Source organism: Enterobacter sp. Taxon_8 (assembly GCF_058354585.1).
Window position 1 is genome coordinate 1,098,421 of sequence record NZ_CM177989.1, and the last position, 24,556, is coordinate 1,122,976.

The 24,556-nt window shown below is 57.3% G+C and carries 26 protein-coding genes; 18 read left to right on the plus strand and 8 right to left on the minus strand.

Annotation, left to right across the window (positions count from 1 at the left end):
• The 3 genes from qseG to glnB all read left to right on the plus strand — a co-directional run bounded on the left by qseG (position 1) and on the right by glnB (position 2,481).
• On the plus strand, positions 1–738 hold the full coding sequence (gene qseG, locus AC4IBF_RS05280; protein ID WP_136195570.1) for a two-component system QseEF-associated lipoprotein QseG: 738 nt from the start codon (positions 1–3) through the stop codon (positions 736–738).
• Positions 725–2,062: a two-component system response regulator GlrR gene (gene glrR / locus AC4IBF_RS05285; RefSeq protein ID WP_021241871.1), complete on the plus strand. Its 1,338-nt coding sequence runs from the start codon at positions 725–727 to the stop codon at positions 2,060–2,062. Before qseG ends, glrR begins: the two co-directional genes overlap by 14 nt.
• Before the next feature lie 80 nt (positions 2,063–2,142).
• Positions 2,143–2,481, plus strand: a complete 339-nt coding sequence (glnB, locus tag AC4IBF_RS05290) for a nitrogen regulatory protein P-II (RefSeq protein ID WP_003860685.1) — start codon at positions 2,143–2,145, stop codon at positions 2,479–2,481.
• A gap of 72 nt (positions 2,482–2,553) precedes the next feature.
• Here the strand turns inward: glnB and hmpA are convergent, their stop codons facing one another.
• Positions 2,554–3,744 (minus strand): NO-inducible flavohemoprotein, encoded by a 1,191-nt coding sequence (hmpA, locus tag AC4IBF_RS05295; RefSeq protein ID WP_133294934.1) that lies wholly within the window; start codon positions 3,742–3,744, stop codon positions 2,554–2,556.
• 304 nt (positions 3,745–4,048) lie between these two features.
• Here hmpA and glyA point away from each other — a divergent pair, with 304 nt between their 5' ends.
• Positions 4,049–5,302: a serine hydroxymethyltransferase gene (gene glyA / locus AC4IBF_RS05300; protein WP_008502165.1), complete on the plus strand. Its 1,254-nt coding sequence runs from the start codon at positions 4,049–4,051 to the stop codon at positions 5,300–5,302.
• A gap of 54 nt (positions 5,303–5,356) precedes the next feature.
• Here glyA and AC4IBF_RS05305 read toward each other — a convergent pair whose 3' ends face one another.
• Positions 5,357–5,779 (minus strand): DoxX family protein, encoded by a 423-nt coding sequence (locus AC4IBF_RS05305; RefSeq protein ID WP_023615984.1) that lies wholly within the window; start codon positions 5,777–5,779, stop codon positions 5,357–5,359.
• 173 nt (positions 5,780–5,952) lie between these two features.
• Here AC4IBF_RS05305 and AC4IBF_RS05310 point away from each other — a divergent pair, with 173 nt between their 5' ends.
• Positions 5,953–7,092, plus strand: coding sequence for a 3-phenylpropionate MFS transporter (locus AC4IBF_RS05310; RefSeq protein WP_133294931.1), 1,140 nt, complete (start codon positions 5,953–5,955; stop codon positions 7,090–7,092).
• On the opposite strand, the gene csiE is transcribed toward AC4IBF_RS05310, so the two are convergent.
• The gene (csiE, locus tag AC4IBF_RS05315; protein WP_133294930.1) at positions 7,093–8,370 is read right to left on the minus strand and encodes a stationary phase inducible protein CsiE; all 1,278 of its coding nucleotides are present in this window, start codon (positions 8,368–8,370) and stop codon (positions 7,093–7,095) included.
• A 125-nt stretch (positions 8,371–8,495) separates the two neighbouring features.
• On the opposite strand from csiE, the gene AC4IBF_RS05320 reads away from it, so the two are divergent.
• Both AC4IBF_RS05320 and AC4IBF_RS05325 read left to right on the plus strand, forming a co-directional pair.
• On the plus strand, positions 8,496–9,134 hold the full coding sequence (locus AC4IBF_RS05320; protein ID WP_136195567.1) for a DUF1007 family protein: 639 nt from the start codon (positions 8,496–8,498) through the stop codon (positions 9,132–9,134).
• On the plus strand, positions 9,125–10,105 hold the full coding sequence (locus AC4IBF_RS05325; protein WP_136195566.1) for a nickel/cobalt transporter: 981 nt from the start codon (positions 9,125–9,127) through the stop codon (positions 10,103–10,105). Before AC4IBF_RS05320 ends, AC4IBF_RS05325 begins: the two co-directional genes overlap by 10 nt.
• Positions 10,106–10,145: 40 nt before the next feature.
• Here AC4IBF_RS05325 and suhB read toward each other — a convergent pair whose 3' ends face one another.
• Entirely contained in the window at positions 10,146–10,949 is an 804-nt protein-coding gene (suhB, locus tag AC4IBF_RS05330) for an inositol-1-monophosphatase (protein ID WP_325849385.1), read from the minus strand.
• 131 nt (positions 10,950–11,080) lie between these two features.
• Between suhB and trmJ the strand changes: the two genes are divergently transcribed.
• The 11 genes from trmJ to sseB all read left to right on the plus strand — a co-directional run bounded on the left by trmJ (position 11,081) and on the right by sseB (position 19,797).
• Positions 11,081–11,806, plus strand: coding sequence for a tRNA (cytosine(32)/uridine(32)-2'-O)-methyltransferase TrmJ (trmJ, locus tag AC4IBF_RS05335; RefSeq protein WP_111965142.1), 726 nt, complete (start codon positions 11,081–11,083; stop codon positions 11,804–11,806).
• 216 nt (positions 11,807–12,022) lie between these two features.
• A complete protein-coding gene (gene iscR / locus AC4IBF_RS05340) occupies positions 12,023–12,514 on the plus strand; it encodes a Fe-S cluster assembly transcriptional regulator IscR (protein WP_045399615.1) in 492 nt (163 codons plus the stop codon).
• Between the two features lie 119 nt (positions 12,515–12,633).
• Entirely contained in the window at positions 12,634–13,848 is a 1,215-nt protein-coding gene (gene iscS / locus AC4IBF_RS05345; RefSeq protein WP_008502157.1) for a cysteine desulfurase, read from the plus strand.
• Positions 13,849–13,872: 24 nt separating this feature from the next.
• Positions 13,873–14,259: a Fe-S cluster assembly scaffold IscU gene (gene iscU, locus AC4IBF_RS05350; RefSeq protein ID WP_003860661.1), complete on the plus strand. Its 387-nt coding sequence runs from the start codon at positions 13,873–13,875 to the stop codon at positions 14,257–14,259.
• A gap of 13 nt (positions 14,260–14,272) precedes the next feature.
• On the plus strand, positions 14,273–14,596 hold the full coding sequence (gene iscA, locus AC4IBF_RS05355) for an iron-sulfur cluster assembly protein IscA (RefSeq protein ID WP_003860659.1): 324 nt from the start codon (positions 14,273–14,275) through the stop codon (positions 14,594–14,596).
• Between the two features lie 79 nt (positions 14,597–14,675).
• Positions 14,676–15,191, plus strand: coding sequence for a co-chaperone HscB (gene hscB / locus AC4IBF_RS05360; protein WP_491463182.1), 516 nt, complete (start codon positions 14,676–14,678; stop codon positions 15,189–15,191).
• A gap of 14 nt (positions 15,192–15,205) precedes the next feature.
• On the plus strand, positions 15,206–17,056 hold the full coding sequence (gene hscA / locus AC4IBF_RS05365) for a Fe-S protein assembly chaperone HscA (RefSeq protein WP_136195564.1): 1,851 nt from the start codon (positions 15,206–15,208) through the stop codon (positions 17,054–17,056).
• Between the two features lies 1 nt (position 17,057).
• Positions 17,058–17,393: an ISC system 2Fe-2S type ferredoxin gene (fdx, locus tag AC4IBF_RS05370; protein WP_003860652.1), complete on the plus strand. Its 336-nt coding sequence runs from the start codon at positions 17,058–17,060 to the stop codon at positions 17,391–17,393.
• A gap of 1 nt (position 17,394) precedes the next feature.
• On the plus strand, positions 17,395–17,595 hold the full coding sequence (gene iscX, locus AC4IBF_RS05375) for a Fe-S cluster assembly protein IscX (protein ID WP_003860650.1): 201 nt from the start codon (positions 17,395–17,397) through the stop codon (positions 17,593–17,595).
• A gap of 60 nt (positions 17,596–17,655) precedes the next feature.
• On the plus strand, positions 17,656–18,942 hold the full coding sequence (gene pepB / locus AC4IBF_RS05380) for an aminopeptidase PepB (protein WP_133294924.1): 1,287 nt from the start codon (positions 17,656–17,658) through the stop codon (positions 18,940–18,942).
• A 78-nt stretch (positions 18,943–19,020) separates the two neighbouring features.
• Entirely contained in the window at positions 19,021–19,797 is a 777-nt protein-coding gene (sseB, locus tag AC4IBF_RS05385) for an enhanced serine sensitivity protein SseB (RefSeq protein ID WP_491463183.1), read from the plus strand.
• 17 nt (positions 19,798–19,814) lie between these two features.
• On the opposite strand, the gene AC4IBF_RS05390 is transcribed toward sseB, so the two are convergent.
• The 4 genes from AC4IBF_RS05390 to AC4IBF_RS05405 form a co-directional block, all read right to left on the minus strand.
• Positions 19,815–20,585: a MurR/RpiR family transcriptional regulator gene (locus AC4IBF_RS05390; protein ID WP_325849387.1), complete on the minus strand. Its 771-nt coding sequence runs from the start codon at positions 20,583–20,585 to the stop codon at positions 19,815–19,817.
• Positions 20,585–21,430, minus strand: a complete 846-nt coding sequence (gene sseA / locus AC4IBF_RS05395; RefSeq protein WP_325848843.1) for a 3-mercaptopyruvate sulfurtransferase — start codon at positions 21,428–21,430, stop codon at positions 20,585–20,587. The genes AC4IBF_RS05390 and sseA overlap by 1 nt, the downstream gene beginning before the upstream one ends.
• 90 nt (positions 21,431–21,520) lie before the next feature.
• Positions 21,521–22,888: a 6-phospho-alpha-glucosidase gene (locus tag AC4IBF_RS05400; protein WP_133294920.1), complete on the minus strand. Its 1,368-nt coding sequence runs from the start codon at positions 22,886–22,888 to the stop codon at positions 21,521–21,523.
• 12 nt (positions 22,889–22,900) lie between these two features.
• Entirely contained in the window at positions 22,901–24,445 is a 1,545-nt protein-coding gene (locus tag AC4IBF_RS05405) for a PTS transporter subunit EIIC (protein WP_491463184.1), read from the minus strand.
• Between the last annotated feature and the right edge of the window lie 111 nt (positions 24,446–24,556).

Consider the following 24,556-nt stretch of genomic DNA (forward strand, 5'->3'; position numbering starts at 1 on the left):
ATGAATCTATATCTGGTGAGTATGTCACACGTCTTTTCCCGCGCCGTACGCGCGGTGTTTTCCCGCAGCACGCTTCGCCTGAGCCTGCCCTGTTTATTTCTGGCTGGGTGTGTTTCCCATGTGCCGCAAAGTGCCATTAGCGATAAACAAGAAGATAAATGGCCCGATAACCAGCTGGCCGATTTCCTCTCGACCCGCTGCGAAGACATCTGGAACCTGTCAGGGCATGACGTCGAAAGTAACCCGCTTTTCTGGCTGCGTGGAATAGATTGCGCCCAGCGTCTGGCGCCGGTAGACGCCCGCTCGAAGGCGGCGATGCTGGACGACGACACCTGGCAGGACGCTTTCAAGCGCGGCATTTTGCTGGCTGATGCCAAAATCACCCCCATCGAACGCCGCGTCAATGTAACCCGACTGGACACGTTTGTGGTCAATCTACCCGTACAGGTACGCCCGGTATACCAGCTCTGGCGCGATGGCCAGACGCTACAGCTTCAGCTTTCTGAAGAGCGCTCCCGCTACAGCAAGCTGCAACAGTCAACCGACAGCGAGCTTGATACGCTGCGTCAGCAGCAGCAACATTTACGTACCCAGCTGGATACCACGACGCGTAAGCTGGAGAACCTGACCGATATCGAAAGACAGCTCTCGTCGCGTAAATATCAGCCGGGGAGTTCATCCGCTGCGCCGGACAGCGATACGCCGAAACAAGAGGACGTGAAGCATGACGAGCCGTAAACCAGCCCATCTCTTACTGGTGGATGACGATCCCGGGCTATTAAAGCTGCTGGGGATGCGTCTGGTGAGTGAGGGCTACAGCGTCGTGACTGCGGAAAGCGGGCTGGAGGGGCTGAAAATTCTCAGCCGCGAGAAAATCGATCTGGTGATAAGCGACCTGCGGATGGATGAAATGGACGGCCTGCAGCTGTTCGCGGAGATCCAGAAGCAGCAGCCGGGTATGCCCGTGATTATCCTGACCGCGCACGGGTCTATCCCGGATGCGGTTGCCGCGACGCAGCAGGGGGTATTCAGCTTTCTGACCAAGCCGGTGGACAAAGACGCGCTGTATAAGGCTATCGACAGCGCGCTGGAACATGCTGCTCCGGCGGGGGATGAGGCGTGGCGGGAGTCTATCGTCACCCGCAGCCCCGTGATGCTGCGCCTGCTAGAGCAGGCGAGGATGGTGGCGCAGTCTGACGTCAGCGTGCTCATCAACGGCCAGAGCGGAACCGGGAAAGAGATCCTGGCACAGGCGATTCATAACGCCAGCCCGCGCAGCAAGAACGCTTTTATTGCGATTAACTGTGGCGCGCTCCCGGAGCAGCTGCTTGAATCCGAACTGTTTGGTCACGCCCGCGGCGCATTCACCGGGGCGGTAAGCAGCCGGGAAGGGCTATTCCAGGCCGCGGAAGGCGGCACGCTGTTCCTGGACGAGATTGGTGACATGCCCGCGCCGCTGCAGGTCAAGCTGCTGCGCGTGCTGCAGGAGCGCAAAGTGCGCCCGCTGGGCAGCAACCGCGATATCGATATTAACGTGCGAATTATTTCGGCGACCCACCGCGATCTGCCAAAAGTGATGGCCCGCAACGAGTTTCGCGAAGATCTCTACTACCGTCTGAACGTGGTTAACCTGAAGATCCCTGCGCTTGCGGAACGTGCGGAAGACATTCCGCTGCTGGCGAACCATCTTTTGCGCCAGGCGGCCGACCGCCATAAACCGTTCGTGCGCGCGTTTTCCACCGATGCGATGAAGCGGCTGATGGCCGCAAGCTGGCCGGGTAACGTGCGTCAGCTGGTGAACGTGATTGAGCAGTGCGTGGCGCTGACCTCGTCACCGGTGATCAGCGACGCGCTGGTGGAGCAGGCGCTGGAAGGGGAAAACACGGCTCTGCCGACGTTTGCAGAAGCGCGCAATCAGTTCGAACTGAACTATCTGCGCAAGCTATTGCAGATCACTAAAGGCAACGTGACCCACGCGGCGCGCATGGCCGGACGCAACCGCACCGAATTCTACAAGCTGCTGTCACGTCATGAGCTTGAAGCGAACGATTTTAAAGAGTAGTACCGCAAAATTCGCTTGAATATGATACTGTGAGCAATCGATTACGAGGCAGCTTACAGGCAAGAGTTTAAGGACCCACCATGAAAAAGATTGATGCGATTATTAAACCTTTCAAACTGGATGATGTGCGTGAAGCGCTGGCGGAAGTCGGCATCACCGGGATGACCGTGACGGAAGTGAAAGGTTTTGGTCGTCAGAAGGGCCACACCGAGCTTTACCGTGGCGCAGAGTACATGGTCGACTTTCTGCCGAAAGTGAAAATTGAAATCGTGGTCAGCGACGATATCGTCGATACCTGTGTGGACACCATTATCCGCACGGCGCAGACCGGCAAGATTGGCGATGGTAAAATCTTCGTCTTCGACGTGGCGCGCGTGATCCGTATCCGTACCGGCGAAGAAGACGACGCGGCGATTTAAATATTTTCCAGGCCGGGTAAGGCGCAGCCGCCATCCGACGAAAAAAGCCCCTCGTTTGAGGGGCTTTTTGCATTACAGCACCTTATGCGGGCCGAAGCATTCGTAATGAATGTTGTCCTTGTTCACGCCCAGCTCAACCAGCTGCTTCGCGGCATACTGCATAAACGCCACCGGTCCACAGACGTAGAACTGCATGTCCGGTGCGCTGAATAGGCCTTCGTGCTGGCTAAGATTCATCAGACCTTCGCTGTCAAAGCGGGCAGCTGCGCGGTCAGCTTCCGTCGGCAGGCGATACCAGGTGTGCGCGGTGAAGCGCGGCAGGGAGGCCCCGAGCGTTTTCACCTCATCCGCAAAAGCGTGCACGTCGCCGTTTTCGGCCGCATGGAACCAGTTAACCTGCGCCCCGTGGTGTGATCTTGCCAGCGTATCGAGCATCGCCAGCATCGGCGTTTGGCCGACGCCCGCAGAGATCAGCGTGACCGGCGTATTGGTGTCAACGGCCATAAAGAAATCGCCCGCCGGCGCGGCCAGATGCACCACGTCGCCCACGTTAGCTTCGTTGTGCAGCCAGCTGGAAACCTGACCGCCGTCCTCACGCTTCACCGCAATGCGGTAGCCTTTGCCGTTTGGCTTGCGGGTAAGGGAATACTGGCGGATCTCCTGATGCGGGAATCCTTCAGGCTTCAGCCACACGCCCAGATACTGCCCTGGCTGGTAATCGGCCACCGGTTGACCGTCCACCGGCTCAAATTCGAAGCTGGTGATTAATGCGCTGCGCGGCGTTTTCTCAACGATGCGGAACGCGCGCGTGCCTTTCCAGCCGCCGTTCTTGCTGGCGTTTTCGCTGTAGATCTGCGCTTCACGGTTGATAAACACGTTTGCCAGTACCCCGTAGGCTTTACCCCAGGCGTCCAGCACCTCCTGACCGGGGCTGAACATCTCGTCCAGGGTTGCCAGCAGGTGTCCGCCCACAATGTTGTACTGTTCAGGTTGGATCTGGAAGCTGGTATGTTTCTGCGCGATTTTTTCCACCGCAGGCAGCAATGCTGGCAGGTTTTCAATATTGCTGGCGTAGGCCGCGATGGCGTTGAACAGCGCTTCACGCTGATCGCCGTTACGCTGGTTGCTCATGTTGAAAATTTCTTTGAGCTCCGGGTTGTGCGTGAACATGCGATCGTAGAAATGGGCGGTGAGTTTAGGGCCGGTTTCCACCAGCAGGGGGATGGTGGCCTTTACGGTAGCGATGGTTTGAGCGTCGAGCATAGCTGCTTCCTTCCGATGTGACTTTAATGATGTATTTTAAATGCATCTTATAAAAAATACCCCTGCGTTGTAAATGGTTCTTTGCAAGATGAAAAATATGCATCACAAACCTGAAAAGAAATCCGCTGGAAAGGGCGAGAGCTTTATTCCTCAAACCCTTGCGTGGCGGGTAGGAAAACGTTTGCGTAAAATCGTTTGTCAAGACCTGTTATCACAGAACTAATCAGTTATACTGTTGCCCGTCGTCCAACAGGACTGCCTTTTCAGGCCAAAATTTACTTGTTAGCTGAGTCAGGAGATGCGGATGTTAAAGCGTGAAATGAACATTGCCGATTATGATGCCGAACTGTGGCAGGCTATGGAGCAGGAAAAAGTACGTCAGGAAGAGCACATCGAACTGATCGCCTCCGAAAACTACACCAGCCCGCGCGTTATGCAGGCGCAGGGTTCTCAGCTGACCAACAAATACGCTGAAGGTTACCCGGGCAAACGCTATTACGGCGGTTGCGAGTATGTTGATATCGTTGAGCAGTTGGCTATCGACCGTGCGAAAGAACTTTTTGGCGCTGACTACGCAAACGTGCAGCCGCACTCTGGCTCTCAGGCTAACTTCGCGGTCTACACCGCGCTGCTGCAGCCGGGCGATACCGTTCTGGGTATGAACCTGGCGCAGGGCGGCCACCTGACTCACGGCTCCCCGGTTAACTTCTCCGGCAAACTTTACAACATCATCCCTTACGGTATTGATGAGTCCGGTAAAATTGACTACGAAGACATGGCGAAGCAGGCTAAAGAGCACAAGCCGAAGATGATCATCGGTGGCTTCTCTGCTTACTCCGGTATCGTTGACTGGGCAAAAATGCGCGAAATCGCAGACAGCATCGGTGCTTACCTGTTCGTTGACATGGCGCACGTTGCGGGTCTGATCGCCGCAGGCGTTTACCCGAACCCGGTTCCACACGCTCACGTTGTGACCACCACCACCCACAAAACCCTGGCGGGTCCACGCGGTGGCCTGATCCTGGCGAAAGGCGGTGACGAAGAGCTGTACAAAAAACTGAACTCCGCGGTGTTCCCAAGCGCGCAGGGTGGCCCGCTGATGCACGTTATCGCGGCAAAAGCGGTAGCGCTGAAAGAAGCGATGGAGCCAGAGTTTAAGGTTTACCAGCAGCAGGTTGCTAAGAACGCCAAAGCGATGGTGGAAGTGTTCCTGAACCGTGGCTACAAAGTGGTATCCGGCGGTACTGAAAACCACCTGTTCCTGTTGGATCTGGTTGATAAGAACCTGACCGGTAAAGAAGCTGACGCTGCCCTGGGCCGCGCCAACATCACCGTGAACAAAAACAGCGTGCCAAACGATCCGAAGAGCCCGTTCGTGACCTCCGGTATTCGTATCGGTTCTCCGGCCGTAACTCGCCGCGGCTTTAAAGAAGCGGAAGTGAAAGAGCTGGCTGGCTGGATGTGTGACGTTCTGGACAACATCAATGACGAAGCGGTTATCGAGCGCGTCAAAGGTAAAGTTCTGGATATCTGCGCACGCTTCCCGGTCTACGCATAATTCCTCTGCCCTGCAGAAATAAAAAAGGCCGCGCTTGCGGCCTTTTTTTATGGCTTAACGCCGGTCTAGGGAAATAGCTCCCGGCCCAACAATGGCGAGCAAAATAAAGGCGCCAGCAATACTGACGTTCTTATAGAAGTTAATCATATTCGGCACGACCGCATCACCGGTCATATCCCAGTAATGGTGACCGATAATCGCCGTGCCCAGGGTATAGAACACAAACAGTACCGCGAGAGGACGGGTGAAAAAGCCCAGTACGATCAGAATGGCGGCAGGCACTTCCATCACTACCGCAATAATGGCCGCCAGCATGGGCATCGGCGTGCCCAGCGAGGTCATGTATTGTACGGTGCCGCTAAACCCCGTCAGTTTTGGATAACCAAAGATAATAAACAGCACGACAAGTGCGATGCGGCCAATGAGCAGCAGCAGGTGACGTGACTGGCCGAAATCGAGATAACGTAGTGAGTTCATGGCAGAAAAACCTCTGCAAGTGGAGTAATTTAAACGTAATACATATTTTCATTCCCTGCCATAAGCCAGACGATTGCACAAGATGTTAAATTTTCGTTAATTTATAGCAGGCTATCTACTTGCTTAATTTTTATATTCTCGCCAGACTATGGCCTCGATTTCGGGAGGGATTCATGGTCTTGCATTCCACGCGCTGGCTGGCGCTCAGTTATTTCACCTATTTCTTTAGCTACGGCATTTTTCTGCCTTTCTGGAGCGTCTGGCTTAAGGGTATCGGCCTGACGCCCGAGACCATCGGTGTCCTGCTCGGGGCCGGGCTGGTGGCGCGTTTCCTCGGCAGCCTGCTGATTGCCCCGCGCGTCAGCGATCCCTCCTTACTGATCAAGGCCGTGCGCATTCTTGCTCTGCTGACCCTGGTCTTTGTTGCCTGCTTCTGGGTCAGCCACCAGTTTGCCTGGCTGATGGTGGTGATGGTCGGCTTTAACCTGTTCTTCTCGCCGCTGGTACCGCTGACGGATGCCCTGGCGAACACCTGGCAAAAGCAGATCACCATGGACTATGGACGCGTGCGCCTGTGGGGCTCTATCGCCTTTGTGATTGGCTCTGCGCTGGTGGGGAAACTGGTCAGCCTTTACGATTACCGCGCCATTCTTGCCCTGCTGAGTATCGGTATTGCCTCGATGCTGCTGGGCATGCTGCTGCGACCGTCAGTGATGCCGCAAGGGGAAAGTCGCCATCAGGAGAGCGCGGGCTGGCCCGCGTGGCAGAGCCTGGTTGCACAGAGCTGGCGTTTTCTGGCGTGTGTCTGTCTGCTTCAGGGGGCACATGCGGCGTACTATGGCTTCAGCGCCATCTACTGGCAGGGAGCGGGATATTCTGCTTCTGCAGTGGGCTATCTTTGGTCGCTGGGCGTGGTGGCCGAAGTCATTATTTTCGCCCTGAGCAAGAAGCTGTTTCGACGCTTTGGCGCACGTGACCTGCTGCTGCTTTCCGCCGTGTGCGGCGTGGCGCGCTGGGGGATTATGGGCTGGACGACCGATCTGCCGTGGCTGATTGTGGCGCAAATCCTTCACTGCGGCACCTTTACCGTGTGCCATCTGGCGGCCATGCGCTATATCGCAGCGCGCGAGGGCGGAGACGTTATTCGTCTGCAGGCCGTCTATTCGGCGGTAGCCATGGGGGGCAGTATCGCGATCATGACGGTCTTTGCGGGGTTCCTTTACCAGCACCTGGGTAATGGCGTGTTCTGGGTAATGGCGCTGGTGGCGCTACCGGCAATGTTTGTTCGACCGAAAGTGGCCGCACGCGCGTAACTACGATTCCAGCATGGCGCGAATATGTTCTTGCTGCTGCGCGTTCAATGTCTCAACGGCATGAATCAACGGCGGCGAGAACAGCGGCAGGGCCGTAGGGTAGGGGGTGATAACCAGCGCGGCTTCGCGCGGTGCCCCCTCTTTCTGAAAAGCCTGTAGCGTCAGATAGCGAATGTTGAGCGGCAACAGCGTCAGCTCCCGAAGCTGCTGTTCAATCAGGTCCTCACTGGCTTTATCCTCTCCCGTCAGCAGGATCACCTGTTTTTCGTGCAGATCGGTCTCCTGCATCAGCCAGGCGCCGAAAATCACCGCCACGAGGCTCATCTCTTCATCGGAAAAACGCAGCCCAAACTCCGCTTCCAGCTCAAACAGCGCTTCCTTCGTGGTGCGTAACAGCCGGGGATAGAGACGGTGGATCTCCTCCGGCAGGCTATTGTCGATGCCGATCTCAAACAGCGAGCGGTCCAGCGCCTGAGCAAGGTGGATATACAGCTGATCGGTGAGCCCTTGCTCATCGCTGAAGTTCATCCCGGTCTGCGAGCGAAAGCGGGCGACCATGCGTACGATGGCCCGGCGCAAACGCTGATCCTGCTGGTGTTTATCGAGCACCGGGTCGGGCGTGCGGAGCATCATAAACAGCAGCGCCAGAAACAGCTGTTCATCCCCGTGGGCACCCTGCGGGACGCGCCGTCTCCAGTGGCGCACGATCTCCTGCGCTGTAAAATACTCCCCTCTTGACTGGGTCCAGCTGCGCTGAACGTGAGAAAACTGCGGCGTATTCCCGAGCTGGTGCTGAATAAGGCAGTATTGCAGATAGAGCTGTAAAAACTGGACGTCGCGGCATTCAAACTGGCGCTGCAGCTTGCGAGAGCAGAAGCCGATCAGCGCCCGCAGGTTCGCATCGTCGTAAAGCGGACGCGCGATGCCGTGTTGTTTAAGCGCGGTTTTTAATGCGGGGGTAAACTGGTGCGAGACAAACTGCGGGCAAAGCCGCAGCGCCCGTCGCAGCCAGTGCAGCAGGCATAAACGCTGATTCAGGGCTGTACCTTCAATCCGGTAGCTGCCGTCGTGGTGCGTGACGATATCCAGCCGGTGATAGCGCTGGATTTCATCGCGCGTCTCGGCTATATCTTGCCGTGCCATCGCGTCGTCCACGCCGTTGGCAGCAATTATGCTCTGTGCGGTGACGGCAGCATCGGGCAGGTAAAGCATCAAAAGCACCTGGCAGCGGCGCTGCGAACTGGAAAGCACAGATGGAATTTCAAGCGTCGTCATCATCTGTCGGGTATCCAGTGTGAATGTTTGATAAGAATAGCTAAAGGATGAACGCTGAAAAGCGCGCCGGCAGGCCTTTCATTCAGGATTGCTGGGGAACATCACAGAATTTTTGACGTGAGGAATTGATGCAAACAGTTAAACAAAGTGCGATGGCGTTATTTTTGGCGGTTATCAGCTTCACCGCCAGCGCACACCCTCACAGTTTTATTGACCTCCAGACCGAGCTGGTCACCGACGGCACGCAGCTCAGCGGCCTGAAAATGCGCTGGACGATGGATGAAATCACCTCGGCCGATCTGCTCTATGATGCGGGAAACGCGAAGCCCGGTGACGAAATATGGAAAAAGCTGGCGGCAGAAGTGATGGCTAACGTGCTCGGCCAGCACTATTTCACCGAGTTCTGGCATAACGGGCAAAAGGTCAAATTTCTGAACCGACCCACGGAATACGGGATGACGCGCGACGGGCACCAGGCGGTGCTGACGTTCGTGCTCCCGCTGGCGCACCCTCAGCCGCTGGCGGGGCAAACGTACCGCTTTTCCACCTTTGACCCTACCTACTATGTCGACATGCGCTATGGCAAAGACAGCGACGTGCGGCTGCCGGACGCGCTGCAAAAAAGCTGCAAAATCGGCGTTCATACCCCGAAGCCCAGCGAAGAGACGCTGAACTTTGCGGTCTCTCTCGACAAGGAAGATGCCCCGCCAGAGGACATGGAATTGGGTAAACAGTTCGCGCAGGAGGTGACGTTACAATGTCAGTGATCTCCTCTCCGGTTCGAAAACAGCGCCGCTGGCTTCACCTCTGGCCGCTGGCGATCTTTTTGCTGTTCGCCGTTTGCGGCGCGATGTGGCTTTGGCAGGCCTGGCCGCAGGTCATGATGAAAAGCATTATCTGGCAGCGTGAGGTCAACCAGCAGATGAGCGGTCTGCTGAAGGCGGTGGCGGAGAATCCGACAAAGGCGGGCGGTTCCCTGCTGGCGTTCAGCTTTATCTATGGCGTGCTGCACGCGCTGGGGCCGGGGCACGGCAAAATCGTCATTACGACCTGGCTCGCCACCCATCCGTCAAAGCTGAAATCAAGTATCGGCCTGACGCTGGCCTCCTCGCTGCTTCAGGGCGGCGTGGCGATTGCGCTGGTCGTGGTCGTCCTTTCGCTGTTACAGCTTCCCGCGCGCCAGCTGCACATGAGCAGCTTCTGGCTTGAGAAGGGCAGCTACGCGCTGGTGGGCGTGCTGGGGCTGATCCTGTGCTGGCGGGCGCTGAAAAAGCTGCGCGCGCTGCTGCGAAAGCCAACGTTCAAATCCTTTACGCCGCACCACGTTCATGATGAACACTGCGGCTGCGGGCATCAGCATTTGCCCACGCAGGAACAGTTGCAGAACGGCGACGACTGGCGCGCGCGGTTGATGATTGTTCTCTCGATGGGTATGCGCCCGTGCTCGGGTGCCATCATGGTGCTGCTTTTCAGTAAGGTGATTGGCGTGTTCGGCTGGGGCATGCTGTCCGCGCTGGCGATGGCGGCAGGAACCTCTCTCACTATTTCGTCGTTAGCGCTGCTGGTACACAGCTTCCGTCAGCTGGCGGTCAAACTCAGCGGCAATAAAACGCCGGTGCTGTGGCGACAGGTAGGGTGGACCACGCTTGCGCTGGCGGGCGGGGTCATTCTGCTGGTGGCGGCGGTAACAATGTGGATGAGTGCGGTGCCGGTGGGAAGGGGATTACGGCCGTTTTAGTTGGGATCCCCTCTCCCACAGGGAGAGGGAATTACCGGGATTAACGCTTCAGCGCATCGCTCAGTTCATCACGCATGTTTGCCAGCATGGCTTTAACAACGCGTGGGTTACCCGCAACGATGTTTCCGGTAGACATATAGTTATGGCCGCCGGTGAAGTCACAAACAATGGCGCCTGCTTCACGTGCGATCAGCTCGCCCGCTGCAAAATCCCATGGCTTCAGTGAGAGTTCGAAGTAACCGTCAACGCGGCCGGTTGCCACGTAGGCCAGATCCAGCGCAGCAGAACCGGTGCGACGGAAGTCCGCGCATTCGGTGAACAGTTTGCCCAGGATATTCATGTAGGTGGTCGCGTGCTGTTTCGCCTTGAATGGGAAACCGGTCGCCAGAATGGTGCCGTCAAGATCGCGTGCGTTGCTGCAGCGCAGACGGTAGCCGTTCAGCTGTGCGCCCTGACCGCGGGTCGCGGTGAACAGTTCGTTACGCATTGGATCGTACACAACGGCGACTTCAGTACGGCCTTTAATGCGTACTGCGATAGACACAGAGAAGTGTGGCAGGCGTTTAACGAAGTTGGTGGTGCCATCCAGTGGATCGATAACCCATTGAACATCCTGCTCGGTACCTTCATGTTCACCGCTTTCTTCGGTGATGATGGTGTGCTGCGGGTAAGATTTGCGGATCGTTTCGATAATAATCGCTTCTGCGGCTTTATCGACGTTAGTCACGAAATCATTGCTGCCTTTCTGGCTGGTTTCTACGGAGTCTGGCGTTTCGTAGTGTTTGGCAATTACATTACCCGCCTTGCGCGCTGCGCGCACGGCGATGGTCAGCATCGGATGCATCGGTCTCTCTCACTGGATGTTAAAGAACAGGAAAATCGGCGCAGAGTATAGCAGCGGGATCGGATTATGTCTCCCGTTTATGATAATATGCCCGAATATTCTTCAGACACTGAATTCAGACATTAAAAATTATGCTGCAAAACATTCGAATTGTGCTGGTTGAAACATCGCATACCGGCAACATGGGCTCCGTTGCCCGCGCTATGAAAACCATGGGCTTAACGAACCTGTGGCTGGTTAACCCGCTGGTGAAGCCTGACTCTCAGGCGATTGCTCTGGCGGCCGGTGCCAGCGACGTAATCGGCAATGCCCAGATCGTCGATACCCTTGACGAAGCGCTGGCCGGCTGCAGCCTCGTTGTCGGTACCAGCGCGCGTTCACGCACGCTGCCGTGGCCAATGCTCGATCCGCGTGAATGCGGCCTGAAAAGTGTCTCGGAAGCAGCACAGGCACCGGTTGCGCTGGTGTTTGGCCGCGAGCGCGTAGGCCTGACTAACGACGAGCTGCAGAAGTGTCATTATCACGTCGCGATTGCGGCAAACCCGGAGTACAGCTCGCTAAACCTGGCGATGGCGGTGCAGGTTATCGCTTACGAAGTACGAATGGCGTGGCTGGCGACGCAGGAGAAAGAGGTCGAGCCAAAAGAAGAGACGGCTTACCCGCTGGTGGATGACCTTGAGCGCTTCTACGGTCATCTGGAGCAGACGCTGCTCTCAACCGGCTTTATTCGCGAAGGCCACCCGGGGCAGGTGATGAACAAGCTGCGCCGTCTGTTTACCCGCGCGCGTCCGGAAAGCCAGGAGCTGAACATCCTGCGCGGGATTCTGGCGTCGATTGAGCAGAAGAATAAAGAGTAGTGTCGATTTCCCCCTCTCCCTGTGGGAGAGGGCCGGGATGAGGGCATCAGCCCGCACCTGGGTTATGAAGGCACAGAAGGTTAAATACCTGACTAAAACAGTCAAGTAAATAGTTGACCATTTTAGTCAGGAATGTCAGACTTGGCCCTGCTATGCAATACCCCCATTTTACAATAAAAAACCCCGGGCAGGGGCGAGTTTGAGGTTAAGTAAGACATGAGACTGACATCTAAAGGGCGTTATGCCGTGACCGCGATGCTGGACGTTGCGCTCAACTCCGAAGCGGGCCCGGTTCCGTTGGCTGATATTTCTGAACGACAAGGGATCTCCCTCTCTTACCTGGAACAGCTGTTCTCCAGACTGCGTAAAAATGGACTGGTTTCCAGCGTTCGTGGCCCAGGCGGCGGTTATCTGCTGGGTAAAGACGCGGGCAGTATTGCAGTTGGCGAAGTGATCAGCGCAGTTGACGAATCCGTTGACGCGACCCGTTGCCAGGGTAAAGGCGGCTGTCAGGGCGGCGACAAATGCCTGACCCACGCGCTGTGGCGCGATCTGAGCGACCGTTTGACCGGCTTCCTCAACAACATCACCCTCGGTGAGCTGGTGAATAACCAGGAAGTTCTGGACGTATCGGGCCGTCAGCACGGCCATGATTCCCAACGCAGCACCCGCGCGCAGGACGCTATCGACGTCAAACTGCGCGCGTAATAAAACGATAAGTATTTCAGAATCAGGCCGGGGCGAAGACTCGCCCCGTGTACTCGGTCGTACATCCAGCCGGTTGCCTGATTCCTTGCATTGAAGCGATGTACGGAGTTTATAGAGCAATGAAATTACCGATTTATCTCGACTACTCCGCAACCACGCCGGTGGACCCGCGTGTTGCCGAGAAAATGATGCAGTGTCTGACCCTGGACGGAAACTTTGGTAACCCAGCTTCCCGTTCACACCGTTTTGGCTGGCATGCTGAAGAGGCGGTTGATATCGCCCGTAATCAGATTGCTGACCTGGTCGGTGCCGACCCGCGTGAAATTGTTTTCACCTCCGGCGCGACCGAATCCGACAACCTGGCGATCAAAGGTGCAGCCAACTTTTATCAGAAAAAAGGCAAGCACATCATCACCAGCAAAACCGAACACAAAGCCGTGCTGGACACCTGCCGTCAACTGGAGCGTGAAGGGTACGAAGTCACCTATCTGGCGCCACAGAGCAACGGCATTATCGATCTGAAAGAGCTCGAAGCGGCCATGCGTGATGACACCATTCTGGTCTCCATCATGCACGTTAACAACGAAATCGGCGTCGTTCAGGACATCGCGACCATCGGCGAAATGTGCCGCGCGCGCGGTATCATCTATCATGTGGACGCGACTCAGAGCGTGGGCAAACTGCCTATCGACCTGAGCCAGCTGAAAGTGGACCTGATGTCCTTCTCCGGCCACAAAATCTATGGCCCGAAAGGGATCGGCGCGCTGTACGTTCGTCGTAAACCACGTATCCGTATCGAAGCACAGATGCACGGCGGCGGTCACGAGCGCGGCATGCGTTCCGGTACGCTGCCTGTTCACCAGATCGTGGGCATGGGCGAAGCCTACCGCATTGCAAAAGAAGAGATGGAAACCGAGATGGCACGCCTGCGCACGCTGCGTAACCGTCTGTGGGACGGCGTGAAAGATATGGAAGAAGTGTATCTGAACGGCGATCTCGAGCAGGGTGCTCCGAACATCCTCAACGTCAGCTTCAACTATGTTGAAGGCGAATCGCTGATCATGGCGCTGAAAGACCTGGCGGTTTCTTCCGGTTCTGCCTGTACGTCTGCAAGCCTTGAGCCATCCTACGTGCTGCGTGCGCTGGGTATGACTGACGAGCTGGCACACAGTTCTATCCGTTTCTCTTTAGGTCGTTTCACTACCGAAGAAGAGATTGACTACACCATCAAGCTGGTTCGCAACTCCATTGGCCGTCTGCGCGACCTTTCTCCACTGTGGGAAATGTTCAAGCAGGGCGTGGATCTGAACAGCATTGAATGGTCACATCACTAATCGGTACATAAGGAGAATTCAATCATGGCATACAGCGAAAAAGTCATCGATCATTACGAAAACCCACGCAACGTTGGCTCTTTTGACAACAGCGACGAATCTGTTGGAAGCGGCATGGTCGGTGCGCCAGCGTGTGGTGACGTGATGAAGTTGCAGATTAAAGTCAACAATGAAGGTATCATTGAAGACGCGCGCTTCAAGACCTACGGCTGCGGTTCTGCAATTGCGTCCAGCTCCCTGGTTACCGAATGGGTTAAGGGCAAGTCTCTGGACGAAGCACAGGCAATTAAGAACACGGATATTGCTGAAGAACTCGAACTGCCACCGGTGAAAATTCACTGTTCAATTCTGGCAGAAGACGCGATCAAAGCCGCCATTGCGGATTACAAAAGCAAACGTGAAGCAAAATAATTGAGGTTTGAGTATGTCGATTACCCTTAGCGACAGCGCTGCCGCGCGAGTAAGCTCTTTTCTGGCGAACCGTGGTAAAGGCTTTGGCCTGCGACTGGGCGTACGTACCTCCGGCTGTTCTGGTATGGCTTACGTACTGGAGTTTGTTGACGAACCGGCGTCTGACGACACCGTGTTTGAAGACAAGGGCGTGAAGGTGGTGGTCGATGGCAAAAGCCTGCAATTCCTCAACGGCACTCAGCTGGACTTCGTTAAAGAAGGCCTGAACGAAGGGTTTAAATTCACGAACCCGAACGTCAAAGACGAGTGTGGTTGCGGCGAAAGCTTCCACGTTTAACCGCGCGTCATCCGAAACCCCACCGTGGCGTACCCGCTGCGCGTGGGGTTTGTTCTAACAGGCTACCCCTGAGATTGTTATGGATTACTTCACTCTCTTCGGACTACCCGCTCAATACCCGATCGATCTCCAGGCGTTGACGATCCGTTTTCAGGATCTGCAGCGTCAGTACCATCCGGACAAATTCGCGAGCGGTACTCAGGCAGAGCAGCTGGCTGCGGTTTCCCACTCTGCCACCATCAACCAGGCCTGGCAGACGCTGCGCCACCCGCTGGCGCGCGCTGAATATCTGCTCTCGCTCCACGGTTTTGATCTGGCGAGCGAACAGCACACCGTGCGCGACACGGCGTTTCTGATGGAGCAGCTGGAGCTTCGCGAAGAGCTCGATGAGATTGAACAGGCCAAAGACGAAGCGCGTCTGGAAAGCTTTATCACGCGCGTGAAGGGCATGTTCGATACCCGCCATCAGCAGATGGTGAAGCAACTGAACAACGAGACCTGGGACGTGGCGGCAGACACTGTGCGCAAACTCCGTTTTCTCGATAAACTGCGAAGCAGTGCTGAACAACTCGAAGAAAAGCTGCTCGATTTTTAATTTCGGAAGCAATTATGGCCTTATTACAAATTAGTGAGCCTGGCTTAAGTGCCGCACCGCACCAGCGTCGTCTGGCGGTGGGTATCGATCTGGGCACCACCAATTCCCTCGTGGCGACCGTGCGCAGCGGCCAGGCGGAAACGCTGGCTGACGAGCAGGGCCGCCATCTGCTGCCTTCCGTGGTCCACTACCAGCAGCAGGGTCACGCGGTAGGCTATGACGCCCGCGCTAACGCCGCGCGCGATCCGGCGAATACCATCAGCTCCGTCAAGCGCATGATGGGCCGCTCGCTGGCCGATATTCAGACCCGCTACCCGCATCTGCCGTATCAGCTGCAGGCCAGTGAAAACGGCCTGCCGATGATCGCGACCGCGGCCGGTCTGCTGAACCCGATTCGCGTTTCCTCCGACATCCTCAAAGCGCTGGCGGCGCGCGCGACGGCGACGCTCGGCGGCGATCTGGACGGCGTAGTCATTACCGTTCCGGCCTATTTTGACGACGCACAGCGCCAGGGCACCAAAGACGCCGCGCGTCTGGCGGGCCTGCACGTGCTGCGTCTGCTGAACGAACCGACGGCGGCGGCGATTGCCTACGGCCTCGATTCCGGTCAGGAAGGGGTGATCGCGGTTTACGATCTCGGCGGCGGGACGTTTGATATCTCTATCCTGCGCCTGAGCCGCGGGGTGTTTGAAGTGCTGGCGACCGGCGGGGATTCCGCGCTGGGCGGTGATGACTTCGACCACCTGCTGGCGGACTACATCCGCGAGCAGGCGGGCATCAGCGATCGCAGCGATGCGCGCGTACAGCGTGAACTGCTGGATGCGGCCATCGACGCCAAAATCGCCCTGAGCGATGCGCAGACGGTTACCGTCAATGTTGCGGGCTGGCAGGGTGAGATCTCTCGCGACCAGTTTAGCGATCTGATTGCCCCGCTGGTGAAACGCACCCTGCTGGCCTGCCGTCGCGCATTGAAAGATGCCGGCGTTGAGGCGAACGAGGTGCTGGAAGTGGTCATGGTGGGCGGTTCGACCCGCGTGCCGCTGGTGCGCGAGCGCGTGGGCGAATTCTTTGGCCGCACGCCGCTGACCTCCATCGACCCGGACAAAGTGGTTGCCGTAGGTGCCGCGATCCAGGCCGATATTCTGGTCGGCAACAAGCCGGACAGCGAAATGCTGCTGCTGGACGTCATCCCGCTGTCGCTGGGCTTAGAAACCATGGGCGGCCTGGTGGAGAAAGTGATCCCGCGTAACACCACCATTCCGGTGGCGCGCGCGCAGGAGTTCACCACCTTTAAAGACGGCCAGACCGCGATGTCCATCCACGTGATGCAGGGCGAACGCGAGCTGGTGCAGGACTGCCGTTCTCTGGCGCGCTTTGCGCTGCGCGGAATTCCAGCGCTGCCTGCGGGCGGGGCGCACATTCGCGTCACCTTCCAGGTGGACGCCGACGGCCTGCTGAGCGTCACGGCGATGGAAAAATCCACCGGCGTGGAATCGTCCATTCAGGTCAAGCCATCCTACGGCCTGACCGATGGCGAAATCGCCTCCATGATTCAGGACTCAATGAGCTACGCCGAGCAGGATGTGAAGGCGCGTATGCTGGCGGAACAAAAAGTGGAAGCCGCACGCGTGCTGGAGAGCCTGAACGGCGCGCTCGCTGCCGACGCCGCGCTGTTAAGCGCCGCTGAGCGCCAGGTGATTGACGACGCTGCCGCGCGCTTAAGGGCCGTGGCCGAAGGCAATGACGCTGACGCAATAGAAGAAGCCATTAAAAACGTTGATAAACAAACCCAGGACTTCGCTGCTCGCCGCATGGACAAATCTGTCCGCGTCGCGCTGAAAGGCCAGTCCGTGGACGAGGTTTAATATGCCAAAGATTGTTATTTTGCCTCATGCGGACCTCTGTCCGGATGGCGCTGTTCTGGAAGCGAAGACCGGTGAAACCATTCTCGATGTAGCCCTGCGTGCAGGTATCGAAGTGGAACACGCCTGTGAAAAATCCTGTGCCTGCACCACCTGCCACTGCATCGTGCGTGAAGGTTTCGACTCTCTCGCCGAGAGCACCGAAGATGAAGACGACATGCTGGATAAAGCATGGGGTCTGGAGCCAGACAGCCGCTTAAGCTGCCAGGCCGCGGTGACCGATGAAGATCTGGTCGTGGAATTCCCACGCTACACCATCAACCACGCACGCGAGCATTAATATGGGACTGAAGTGGACAGACAGCCGTGAAATCGGCGAAGCGCTCTACGACGCGAACCCGGATCTCGATCCGAAGACCGTACGATTCACCGATATGCATCAGTGGATCTGCGATTTAGAGGATTTCGACGACGATCCAAACGCATCCAATGAAAAAATTCTGGAGGCGATTCTGTTAGTCTGGTTAGATGAAGCAGAATAAATAACAAAACGGGCTGCCTTCAGGCGGCCCGTTTGCTAGTTGCTAATAAGGAAAAATAAAATGACCGAAGCGATGAAGATTACGCTCTCTACGCAGCCCGCCGACGCGCGCTGGGGCGAGAAAGCCAGCTACAGCATCAACAACGACGGTATTACCCTGCACCTGACGGGCAACGATGATTTGGGCCTGATCCAGCGCGCCGCGCGTAAAATTGACGGTCTGGGCATTAAGCATGTCTCGCTGGAAGGCGAAGGGTGGGACACCGACCGCAGCTGGGCATTCTGGGCGGGTTACAAAGGGCCGAAAGGCAGCCGCAAAATTGAGTGGGCGAACCTCGACGAAGCCGGTCAGAAAGAGCTGGAAAGCCGCCTGCAAATCATCGACTGGGTACGCGACACCATTAACGCTCCGGCGGAAGAGTTAGGCCCTGAGCAGCTGGCGCAGCGCGCGGTTGACCTGCTGTGCGGCGTGGCGGGCGACAAAATGTCCTACCGCATCACCAAGGGTGAAGACCTGCGCGAGCAGAACTACATGGGTATCCACACCGTGGGCCGCGGCTCCGAGCGTCCTCCGGTCCTGCTGGCGCTGGACTACAACCCAACCGGCGATAAAGCAGCGCCGGTCTTTGCCTGCCTGGTAGGTAAAGGCATCACCTTCGACACCGGCGGCTACAGCCTGAAGCAGAGCGCGTTCATGGACTCCATGAAGTCCGACATGGGCGGTGCGGCAACCATCACCGGCGCGCTGGCGTTTGCGATTACCCGCGGTCTGAAAAAGCGCGTGAAGCTGTATCTGTGCTGCGCGGACAACATGGTGAGCGGTAACGCCTTCAAGCTGGGCGACATTATTCGCTACCGCAACGGTAAAAACGTTGAGGTGATGAACACCGACGCCGAAGGCCGTCTGGTGCTGGCCGATGGCCTGATCGACGCGTCTGCCCAGAAGCCTGAGCTGATCATCGACATGGCGACCCTGACCGGCGCGGCGAAAACCGCCCTGGGCAACGATTACCACGCGCTGTTCAGCTTCGACGACGAGCTGGCCGCTCGCCTGCTGGCAAGCGCCGCTGCGGAAAACGAGCCGTTCTGGCGTCTGCCGCTGGCCGAGTTCCACCGCAGCCAGCTGCCGTCCAACTTTGCCGAGCTGAACAACACCGCGAGCGCAGCGTACCCGGCGGGTGCAAGCACGGCGGCAGGCTTCCTGTCCCACTTCGTTGAGAACTACCACGAAGGCTGGCTGCACATCGACTGCTCCGCGACGTACCGTAAAGCGGCGGTGGAGCAGTGGTCCGCGGGCGCGACCGGTCTGGGCGTGCGTACCGTGGCGAACCTGCTGACGGCTGAGTAATGCTCTTTGCCCTCACCCTAACCCTCTCCCCATGGGAGAGGGCAGGGGTGAGGGGGAAATTCGACATCTGGAATTGTTATGTCCGAAACCAAAAACGAATTAGAAACCCTGCTGGAGCAGGCGGCGACCGAGCCCGCCCACCGTCCGGCATTTTTCCGCACCCTGCTGGAATCCACCGTCTGGGTTCCTGGCACCGCCGCGGAAGGTGAGCAGGTCGTAGAAGACAGCGCGCTGGATCTGCTGCACTGGGAGAAAGACGACTGCACGTCGGTGATCCCGTTCTTCACCTCGCTGGAAGCGCTTCAGAAAGCGGTAGAAGATGAACAGGCGTTCGTGGTGATGCCGGTGCGTACTCTGTTTGAAATGACGCTCGGCCAGACGCTGTTCCTCAATGCGAAGCTGCCGACCGGGAAAGAGTTTACGCCGCGTGAAATCAGCCACCTGATTGGCGAAGAGGGCAACCCGCTCAGCACGCAGGAAGTGCTGGAAGGGGGCGAAACGCTGCTGCTCTCTGAGGTGGCCGAGCCACCCGCGCAGATGATTGATTCCCTGACGACGCTGTTCAAAACGCTCAAGCCCGTCCGGCGCGCGTTTCTCTGCTCCATTAAAGAACGTGCGGACGAACAGCCGGTGCTGTTGATCGGTATTGAAGCCGATGGCGATATCGACGAAATCATTCAGGCGGCGGGCAGCGTGGCAACCGACACGCTACCGGGCGACGAGCCGATTGATATCTGTCAGGTGAAAAACGGTGAGAAGGGCATCAGCCACTTTATTACCGAGCACATCACCCCGTTCTACGAGCGTCGCTGGGGCGGCTTCCTGCGCGATCTTAAAACTAACCGCATCATCTGATTACGGCGGGGTGAATATCACCCCGTTGCTTCCAGCAGCAGTAAATCCATCAGCAGCACCAGATTCGACTCAAACGACGTCACCCCCGCGGCTTCGGCGGCGAAGTGCACCGCTTCGTCATAGAGAGCAAAATGCACGTCCGCCATTCCCGCCAGCGTATTGGCTGAGGCGCGGGTAAACGCGACGATCGTCATACCGACGTTTTTGGCTATCCTCGCTTTATCCAGCACCTGTTCCGTTTCGCCGCTGCGCGAGACGGCAATAAACACCTGATAGCGGGCGGCGTTGCTGAGGAAAATATTCCGGCTGTCTCCCGGCCCGGAGATAAACGCCGTTTTGCCCAGTACCTGCAGCTTCTTGGTCAGGTACTCCGCAAACAGATAAGAAAACCCGGCCCCGTAGAGAAAGAAACTCTCTTTCTGGCGCAGCAGGTTAGCAAACTGCTGGCGTTTCTCCTGGGTAACCCACTGAAAGGTATGCTGATAGTTGGCTATAAACTGATTAAACAGCACCGGGAGTTCAAGACGCGACTGCGCCTGAGCGGCAATATGCGGCGTGTCGGAGAGCAGCTGCTTGCAGTGCCAGATAAACTCGCTAAAGCCGCTGAACCCCAGCTTCTGGCACAGCCGCATAATAGTGGCGGTAGAAACGAACGTCGCCTGCGCCAGCTCGCGAACCGTGATGTTGCCCACCAGCAGCGGATGCTCCGTGAGGTGGGCGAGGACGCGATACTCCGCGCGGGTCAGCGACGCCCCGCGCGTTAACAGCGTGGCCAGGCGGTTATCCATTATTTCGCGGGTTCGACAGGCAGATCGTCTCGCGCACCCCATTCGCTCCAGGCGCCGTCGTAGAGCGTGACGTCGCTTACGCCGAGCGTGGCGAGCGCCAGAATCACTACGCAGGCCGTCACGCCGGAACCGCAGCTGGCAATAATCGGACGATGTAAATCAACCCCTGCCAGGTCAAAAATAGCGCGCAGCTCGTCGGTGGTTTTCAGCTCGCCCTCAAACACCAGATCGCCCCACGGCACGTTCAGCGCGCCCGGAATATGTCCGCGCTTCAGCCCCGGACGTGGTTCATCCGCTTGGGCATTGAAGCGCGGAGCAGGGCGGGCATCGACGATTTGCGCCGTTTTTTCATGGCTCACGACCAGCACGTCGGTCAGGCGTTTTACCACGTGGGCGTCAAAGGTCGCGTCGAATTCGCCTTCCGGCAGCGTTACGTCACCCTGCTGAAGGGGCAGCTCGTCGCGCTTCCAGCCCGCCAGCCCGCCCGCCAGAATCGAGACTTTTTCCACGCCGAAGTTTTTCAGCATCCACCACGCGCGCGGTGCGGAGAAGAGGTTACCTTCATCATACACAACGAGGTGCTTATCTTTGCTGATGCCCAGCTCGCGCATCGCCACGGAAAACGCTTCCGGGCGCGGCAGCATGTGCGGCAGGGGAGAGTTGCGATCGGAGAGGGCTTCAATATCAAAAAATACCGCACCCGGCAGATGCCCAGCACGGTATTCACCGGGCACGTCACGATGCTCTTGCCCCGGAGGGGCCATACGCGCGTCGATAATCTGAACTTCCGGATCGTCGCCGTGCTCAATCAGCCAGTCGGCAGCGACAAAATATGAGGTGGACATGGGTTGCCTCCATTCTTTTCCGTAAAAAAGGATTGTCGGTGTTTTTTCTGACACCGACAAGCAAACCACGTTCAACTCGCGAGCAAGCCCCTATTTTTTCACCGGTTCGCCGTCCTGCCAGGCTTTTTGCAGCGCAGGCCAGTAGTCGCGGTTGGCCTCGATCATCTCGTCAAGAATCGCTTTCGCATGTTCCATGGTCGGCACGGTGCGGTTGAGGGTGAACGCCTGCAGGGCTTTCTCATAGCTGCCCTCGATGGTCGCCTCCACCAGAAGCTGTTCCGAGGCGAGCTGCTGTTGCAGCAGGGTCTGATGGAACAGCGGCACCTGACCGAAGCGAATCGGTTCCGGGCCTTCGGCGGTGATATAAGCGGGCACTTCCACCACGGCATCGTACGGCAGGTTGGCGATCGCCCCGCGGTTTTCCACCATTACCAGATGTCGGCTGCGCAGGTTAAAGGCCAGCGAGCAGGCGACATCAACAATAAACTCGCCGTGGACGCCCACGTGGAAGGCATCCGGTAGGATCCCGGTTCGCTTATATTCTTCGGCAGCGGCGAACAGCTTTTTCTCACGCCCGTCCATCACTTCATTGGCGCGGGTATAGTCCGGGTTCTGATGCTCCACAATCTGGTTCGGCATCAGGTAGTACTGCAGATACGGGTTCGGCAGATACTCCGGGAAGTTGTCCATGATCGGCTTGATATTGCGCCAGGTCTTCACCCATGAAGGATCGGAATGCTGCGGATCGGTTTTAGCCGCGTCTTCCGTCAGCAGGCCAAACTTTGCGATATGCTTACGCAGCTCGGGCAGCTTATCTTCGCCGTCCACCAGCACGCGGGTAAACCAGCCGAAGTGGTTCAGGCCGAAGTAGTCGACCTCCAGCTTGTGGCGATCGACACCCAGAATTGCCCCCATATTGCGCATCGCGGCCACCGGCATATCGCAGATATTCAGCACCCTCGCGTTCGGGCGCAGACGCCGCACGCCCTCCGCGACGATCGCCGCCGGGTTGGAATAGTTCACGATCCAGGCTTTTTCATGCGCGTAGCGATCGACCAGATCGATAAGCTCCACCATCGGCAGGATCGTGCGCAGGCCGTAGGCAAGCCCGCCGGGTCCGCACGTTTCCTGGCCCACCACGCCGTGACGCAGCGGGATCTTCTCATCCTGCTCGCGCATTTTATACTGGCCGACGCGCATCTGGGCGAAGACGAAATGCGCGCCGCTGAAGGCCACTTCCGGATCGCTGGTGACGGTAAATTTGATGCTCTGACTGTGGTCGCGAATCACCTTCTCGACGACGGGCGCAATGGTGTTTTGACGCGCCTCGTCGATGTCATAAAGGCGGATTTCGGCCAGAGGGAAATCCTGCAGGCGCACCATCAGGCTTTTCACAATACCCGGCGTGTAGGTGCTGCCGCCGCCGGCAATCGACAGAATGAATGGGGGTGTAAACATCTTTAGCTCCTTTCAGAGAAACGTCTCAACGGCTTCTCGCATTTTTTTGACGTGCAGCCCGTAGACCACCTGAACGTTGTTACCTTGTTTGATAATCCCTTTCGCGCCGGTCGCCTTCAGCCGCGGCTCGTCGATAATGGCGACGTCCTTCACCGTGACGCGTAAGCGGGTGTAGCAGTTATCCACGACCTGAATATTTTCCCGGCCTCCGAGACCTACCACGATGGATTCGCCCAGCCCGTCGTTATTCCCCTTCGCCTGGTATTCCTGCTTGCTGTAAAGGCGCGTTTCCTTGTCGTCATCCTCACGGCCCGGCGTTTTCATGTTGAAGTGCAGGATCAGGAAGCGGAACACCACGAAGTAGAGGACAAACACGATCAGCCCCACCACGATGTACATCGGCCAGTTGGACTTCTCCGTGCCGAGCGGCAGGTTGTAAAGGATGAAGTCGATAATCCCGTTGGCGCCGATGGCGTGAACGCCCAGCAGCGAGAACAGCATCATGCTGATGCCGGTCAGCACCGCGTGCACCACGAACAGCAGCGGGGCGACGAAGAGGAATGAAAACTCAATCGGCTCGGTCACGCCGACCAGCAGCGAGGTCAGCGCCGCGGGGATAAGAATGGCTTTCGCAATGACTTTACGCTCCGGCTTTGCGGTCATATACATCGCCAGCGCGGCGGCAGGCAGGCCGAACATTTTGCTGATGCCGCGCGCGTCCCACACCACCGTGCTGCTGAGCTGCTTCACGTTCGGGCAAGCCATCTCGGCGAAGTAGATATTGCGCGCGCCCTGATAGGTTGCGCCGCACACCTCCTGCGTACCGCCCAGCTCGGTATAGAGAAACGGCGTATAAACCAGATGGTGCAGGCCAGTGGGAACCAGAATACGTTCCAGGAAGCCGTAGATGGCCACGCCAAACGGTCCGGAACCTTTGATGGCCAGCGCCAGGGCGCTAATGCCGTGCTGGGCAAAGGGCCACAGTTCACTCATCACCACGCCGAGCAGCATGGAGACCGGAAGCATTACAATGGCGACAAAACAGTGGCCGGAGTAAATCGCCATCGCGCCGTTAAACTGTACGCCGGAGTATTTATTGTACAGATATCCGGAGAGCGCTCCGGTCAGGATCCCGGCAAAGACCCCCATCTCCAGCACCTGCACGCCCAGCACCATGGTCTGTCCGGCCGCTTTCATCTGGGCAACTGGCGCCAGCGCGCCCTGCAGCTGCAGCGTGACGTTCATGGCGTTGATGAACACGATAAAGGTGACCAGGCCAATCAGTGCGGCATAGCCTTTATCACGCGTCGCCAGACCAATCGGAATACCGACGGCAAACACCAGCGCCAGGTTAACCAGCACCGACACGGCAGATTTCGCGATAAGCTGACCAGTATGCTGAATCAGAGGATGTCCGAGAAACGGCAGGTACTCCGCGAGATTACCGTTACCCAGCACGTTACCAAAGGCGATAAACAGACCGACGATCGGTAAGATAAGTACCGGTCCGTACAATGATTTTCCGAAATTTTGTAGGGCGTTCACGGCTCGTTTCATGGCTTTCTCTCTTATTGAACCGCGCACTCGGGGTGCGTCATGGTCATAAAACTAGCAGTCTTCAGGCACGTCTATCCAGCTATCTTATTGTTTTAAAAACAAATGACCTGG

Coding starts and splice junctions, on each gene's coding strand:
- hmpA (WP_133294934.1), bottom strand. CDS start 3,744: ATGCTCGACGCTCAAACCATCGCTACCGTAAAGGCCACCATCCCCCTG.
- AC4IBF_RS05320 (WP_136195567.1), top strand. CDS start 8,496: ATGCAAACAGTTAAACAAAGTGCGATGGCGTTATTTTTGGCGGTTATC.
- iscR (WP_045399615.1), top strand. CDS start 12,023: ATGAGACTGACATCTAAAGGGCGTTATGCCGTGACCGCGATGCTGGAC.
- hscA (WP_136195564.1), top strand. CDS start 15,206: ATGGCCTTATTACAAATTAGTGAGCCTGGCTTAAGTGCCGCACCGCAC.
- AC4IBF_RS05325 (WP_136195566.1), top strand. CDS start 9,125: ATGTCAGTGATCTCCTCTCCGGTTCGAAAACAGCGCCGCTGGCTTCAC.
- suhB (WP_325849385.1), bottom strand. CDS start 10,949: ATGCATCCGATGCTGACCATCGCCGTGCGCGCAGCGCGCAAGGCGGGT.
- iscX (WP_003860650.1), top strand. CDS start 17,395: ATGGGACTGAAGTGGACAGACAGCCGTGAAATCGGCGAAGCGCTCTAC.
- glyA (WP_008502165.1), top strand. CDS start 4,049: ATGTTAAAGCGTGAAATGAACATTGCCGATTATGATGCCGAACTGTGG.
- glrR (WP_021241871.1), top strand. CDS start 725: ATGACGAGCCGTAAACCAGCCCATCTCTTACTGGTGGATGACGATCCC.
- iscA (WP_003860659.1), top strand. CDS start 14,273: ATGTCGATTACCCTTAGCGACAGCGCTGCCGCGCGAGTAAGCTCTTTT.
- glnB (WP_003860685.1), top strand. CDS start 2,143: ATGAAAAAGATTGATGCGATTATTAAACCTTTCAAACTGGATGATGTG.
- AC4IBF_RS05400 (WP_133294920.1), bottom strand. CDS start 22,888: ATGTTTACACCCCCATTCATTCTGTCGATTGCCGGCGGCGGCAGCACC.
- AC4IBF_RS05310 (WP_133294931.1), top strand. CDS start 5,953: ATGGTCTTGCATTCCACGCGCTGGCTGGCGCTCAGTTATTTCACCTAT.
- hscB (WP_491463182.1), top strand. CDS start 14,676: ATGGATTACTTCACTCTCTTCGGACTACCCGCTCAATACCCGATCGAT.
- AC4IBF_RS05390 (WP_325849387.1), bottom strand. CDS start 20,585: ATGGATAACCGCCTGGCCACGCTGTTAACGCGCGGGGCGTCGCTGACC.
- iscU (WP_003860661.1), top strand. CDS start 13,873: ATGGCATACAGCGAAAAAGTCATCGATCATTACGAAAACCCACGCAAC.
- fdx (WP_003860652.1), top strand. CDS start 17,058: ATGCCAAAGATTGTTATTTTGCCTCATGCGGACCTCTGTCCGGATGGC.
- trmJ (WP_111965142.1), top strand. CDS start 11,081: ATGCTGCAAAACATTCGAATTGTGCTGGTTGAAACATCGCATACCGGC.
- sseB (WP_491463183.1), top strand. CDS start 19,021: ATGTCCGAAACCAAAAACGAATTAGAAACCCTGCTGGAGCAGGCGGCG.
- csiE (WP_133294930.1), bottom strand. CDS start 8,370: ATGATGACGACGCTTGAAATTCCATCTGTGCTTTCCAGTTCGCAGCGC.
- iscS (WP_008502157.1), top strand. CDS start 12,634: ATGAAATTACCGATTTATCTCGACTACTCCGCAACCACGCCGGTGGAC.
- pepB (WP_133294924.1), top strand. CDS start 17,656: ATGACCGAAGCGATGAAGATTACGCTCTCTACGCAGCCCGCCGACGCG.
- sseA (WP_325848843.1), bottom strand. CDS start 21,430: ATGTCCACCTCATATTTTGTCGCTGCCGACTGGCTGATTGAGCACGGC.
- AC4IBF_RS05405 (WP_491463184.1), bottom strand. CDS start 24,445: ATGAAACGAGCCGTGAACGCCCTACAAAATTTCGGAAAATCATTGTAC.
- AC4IBF_RS05305 (WP_023615984.1), bottom strand. CDS start 5,779: ATGAACTCACTACGTTATCTCGATTTCGGCCAGTCACGTCACCTGCTG.
- qseG (WP_136195570.1), top strand. CDS start 1: ATGAATCTATATCTGGTGAGTATGTCACACGTCTTTTCCCGCGCCGTA.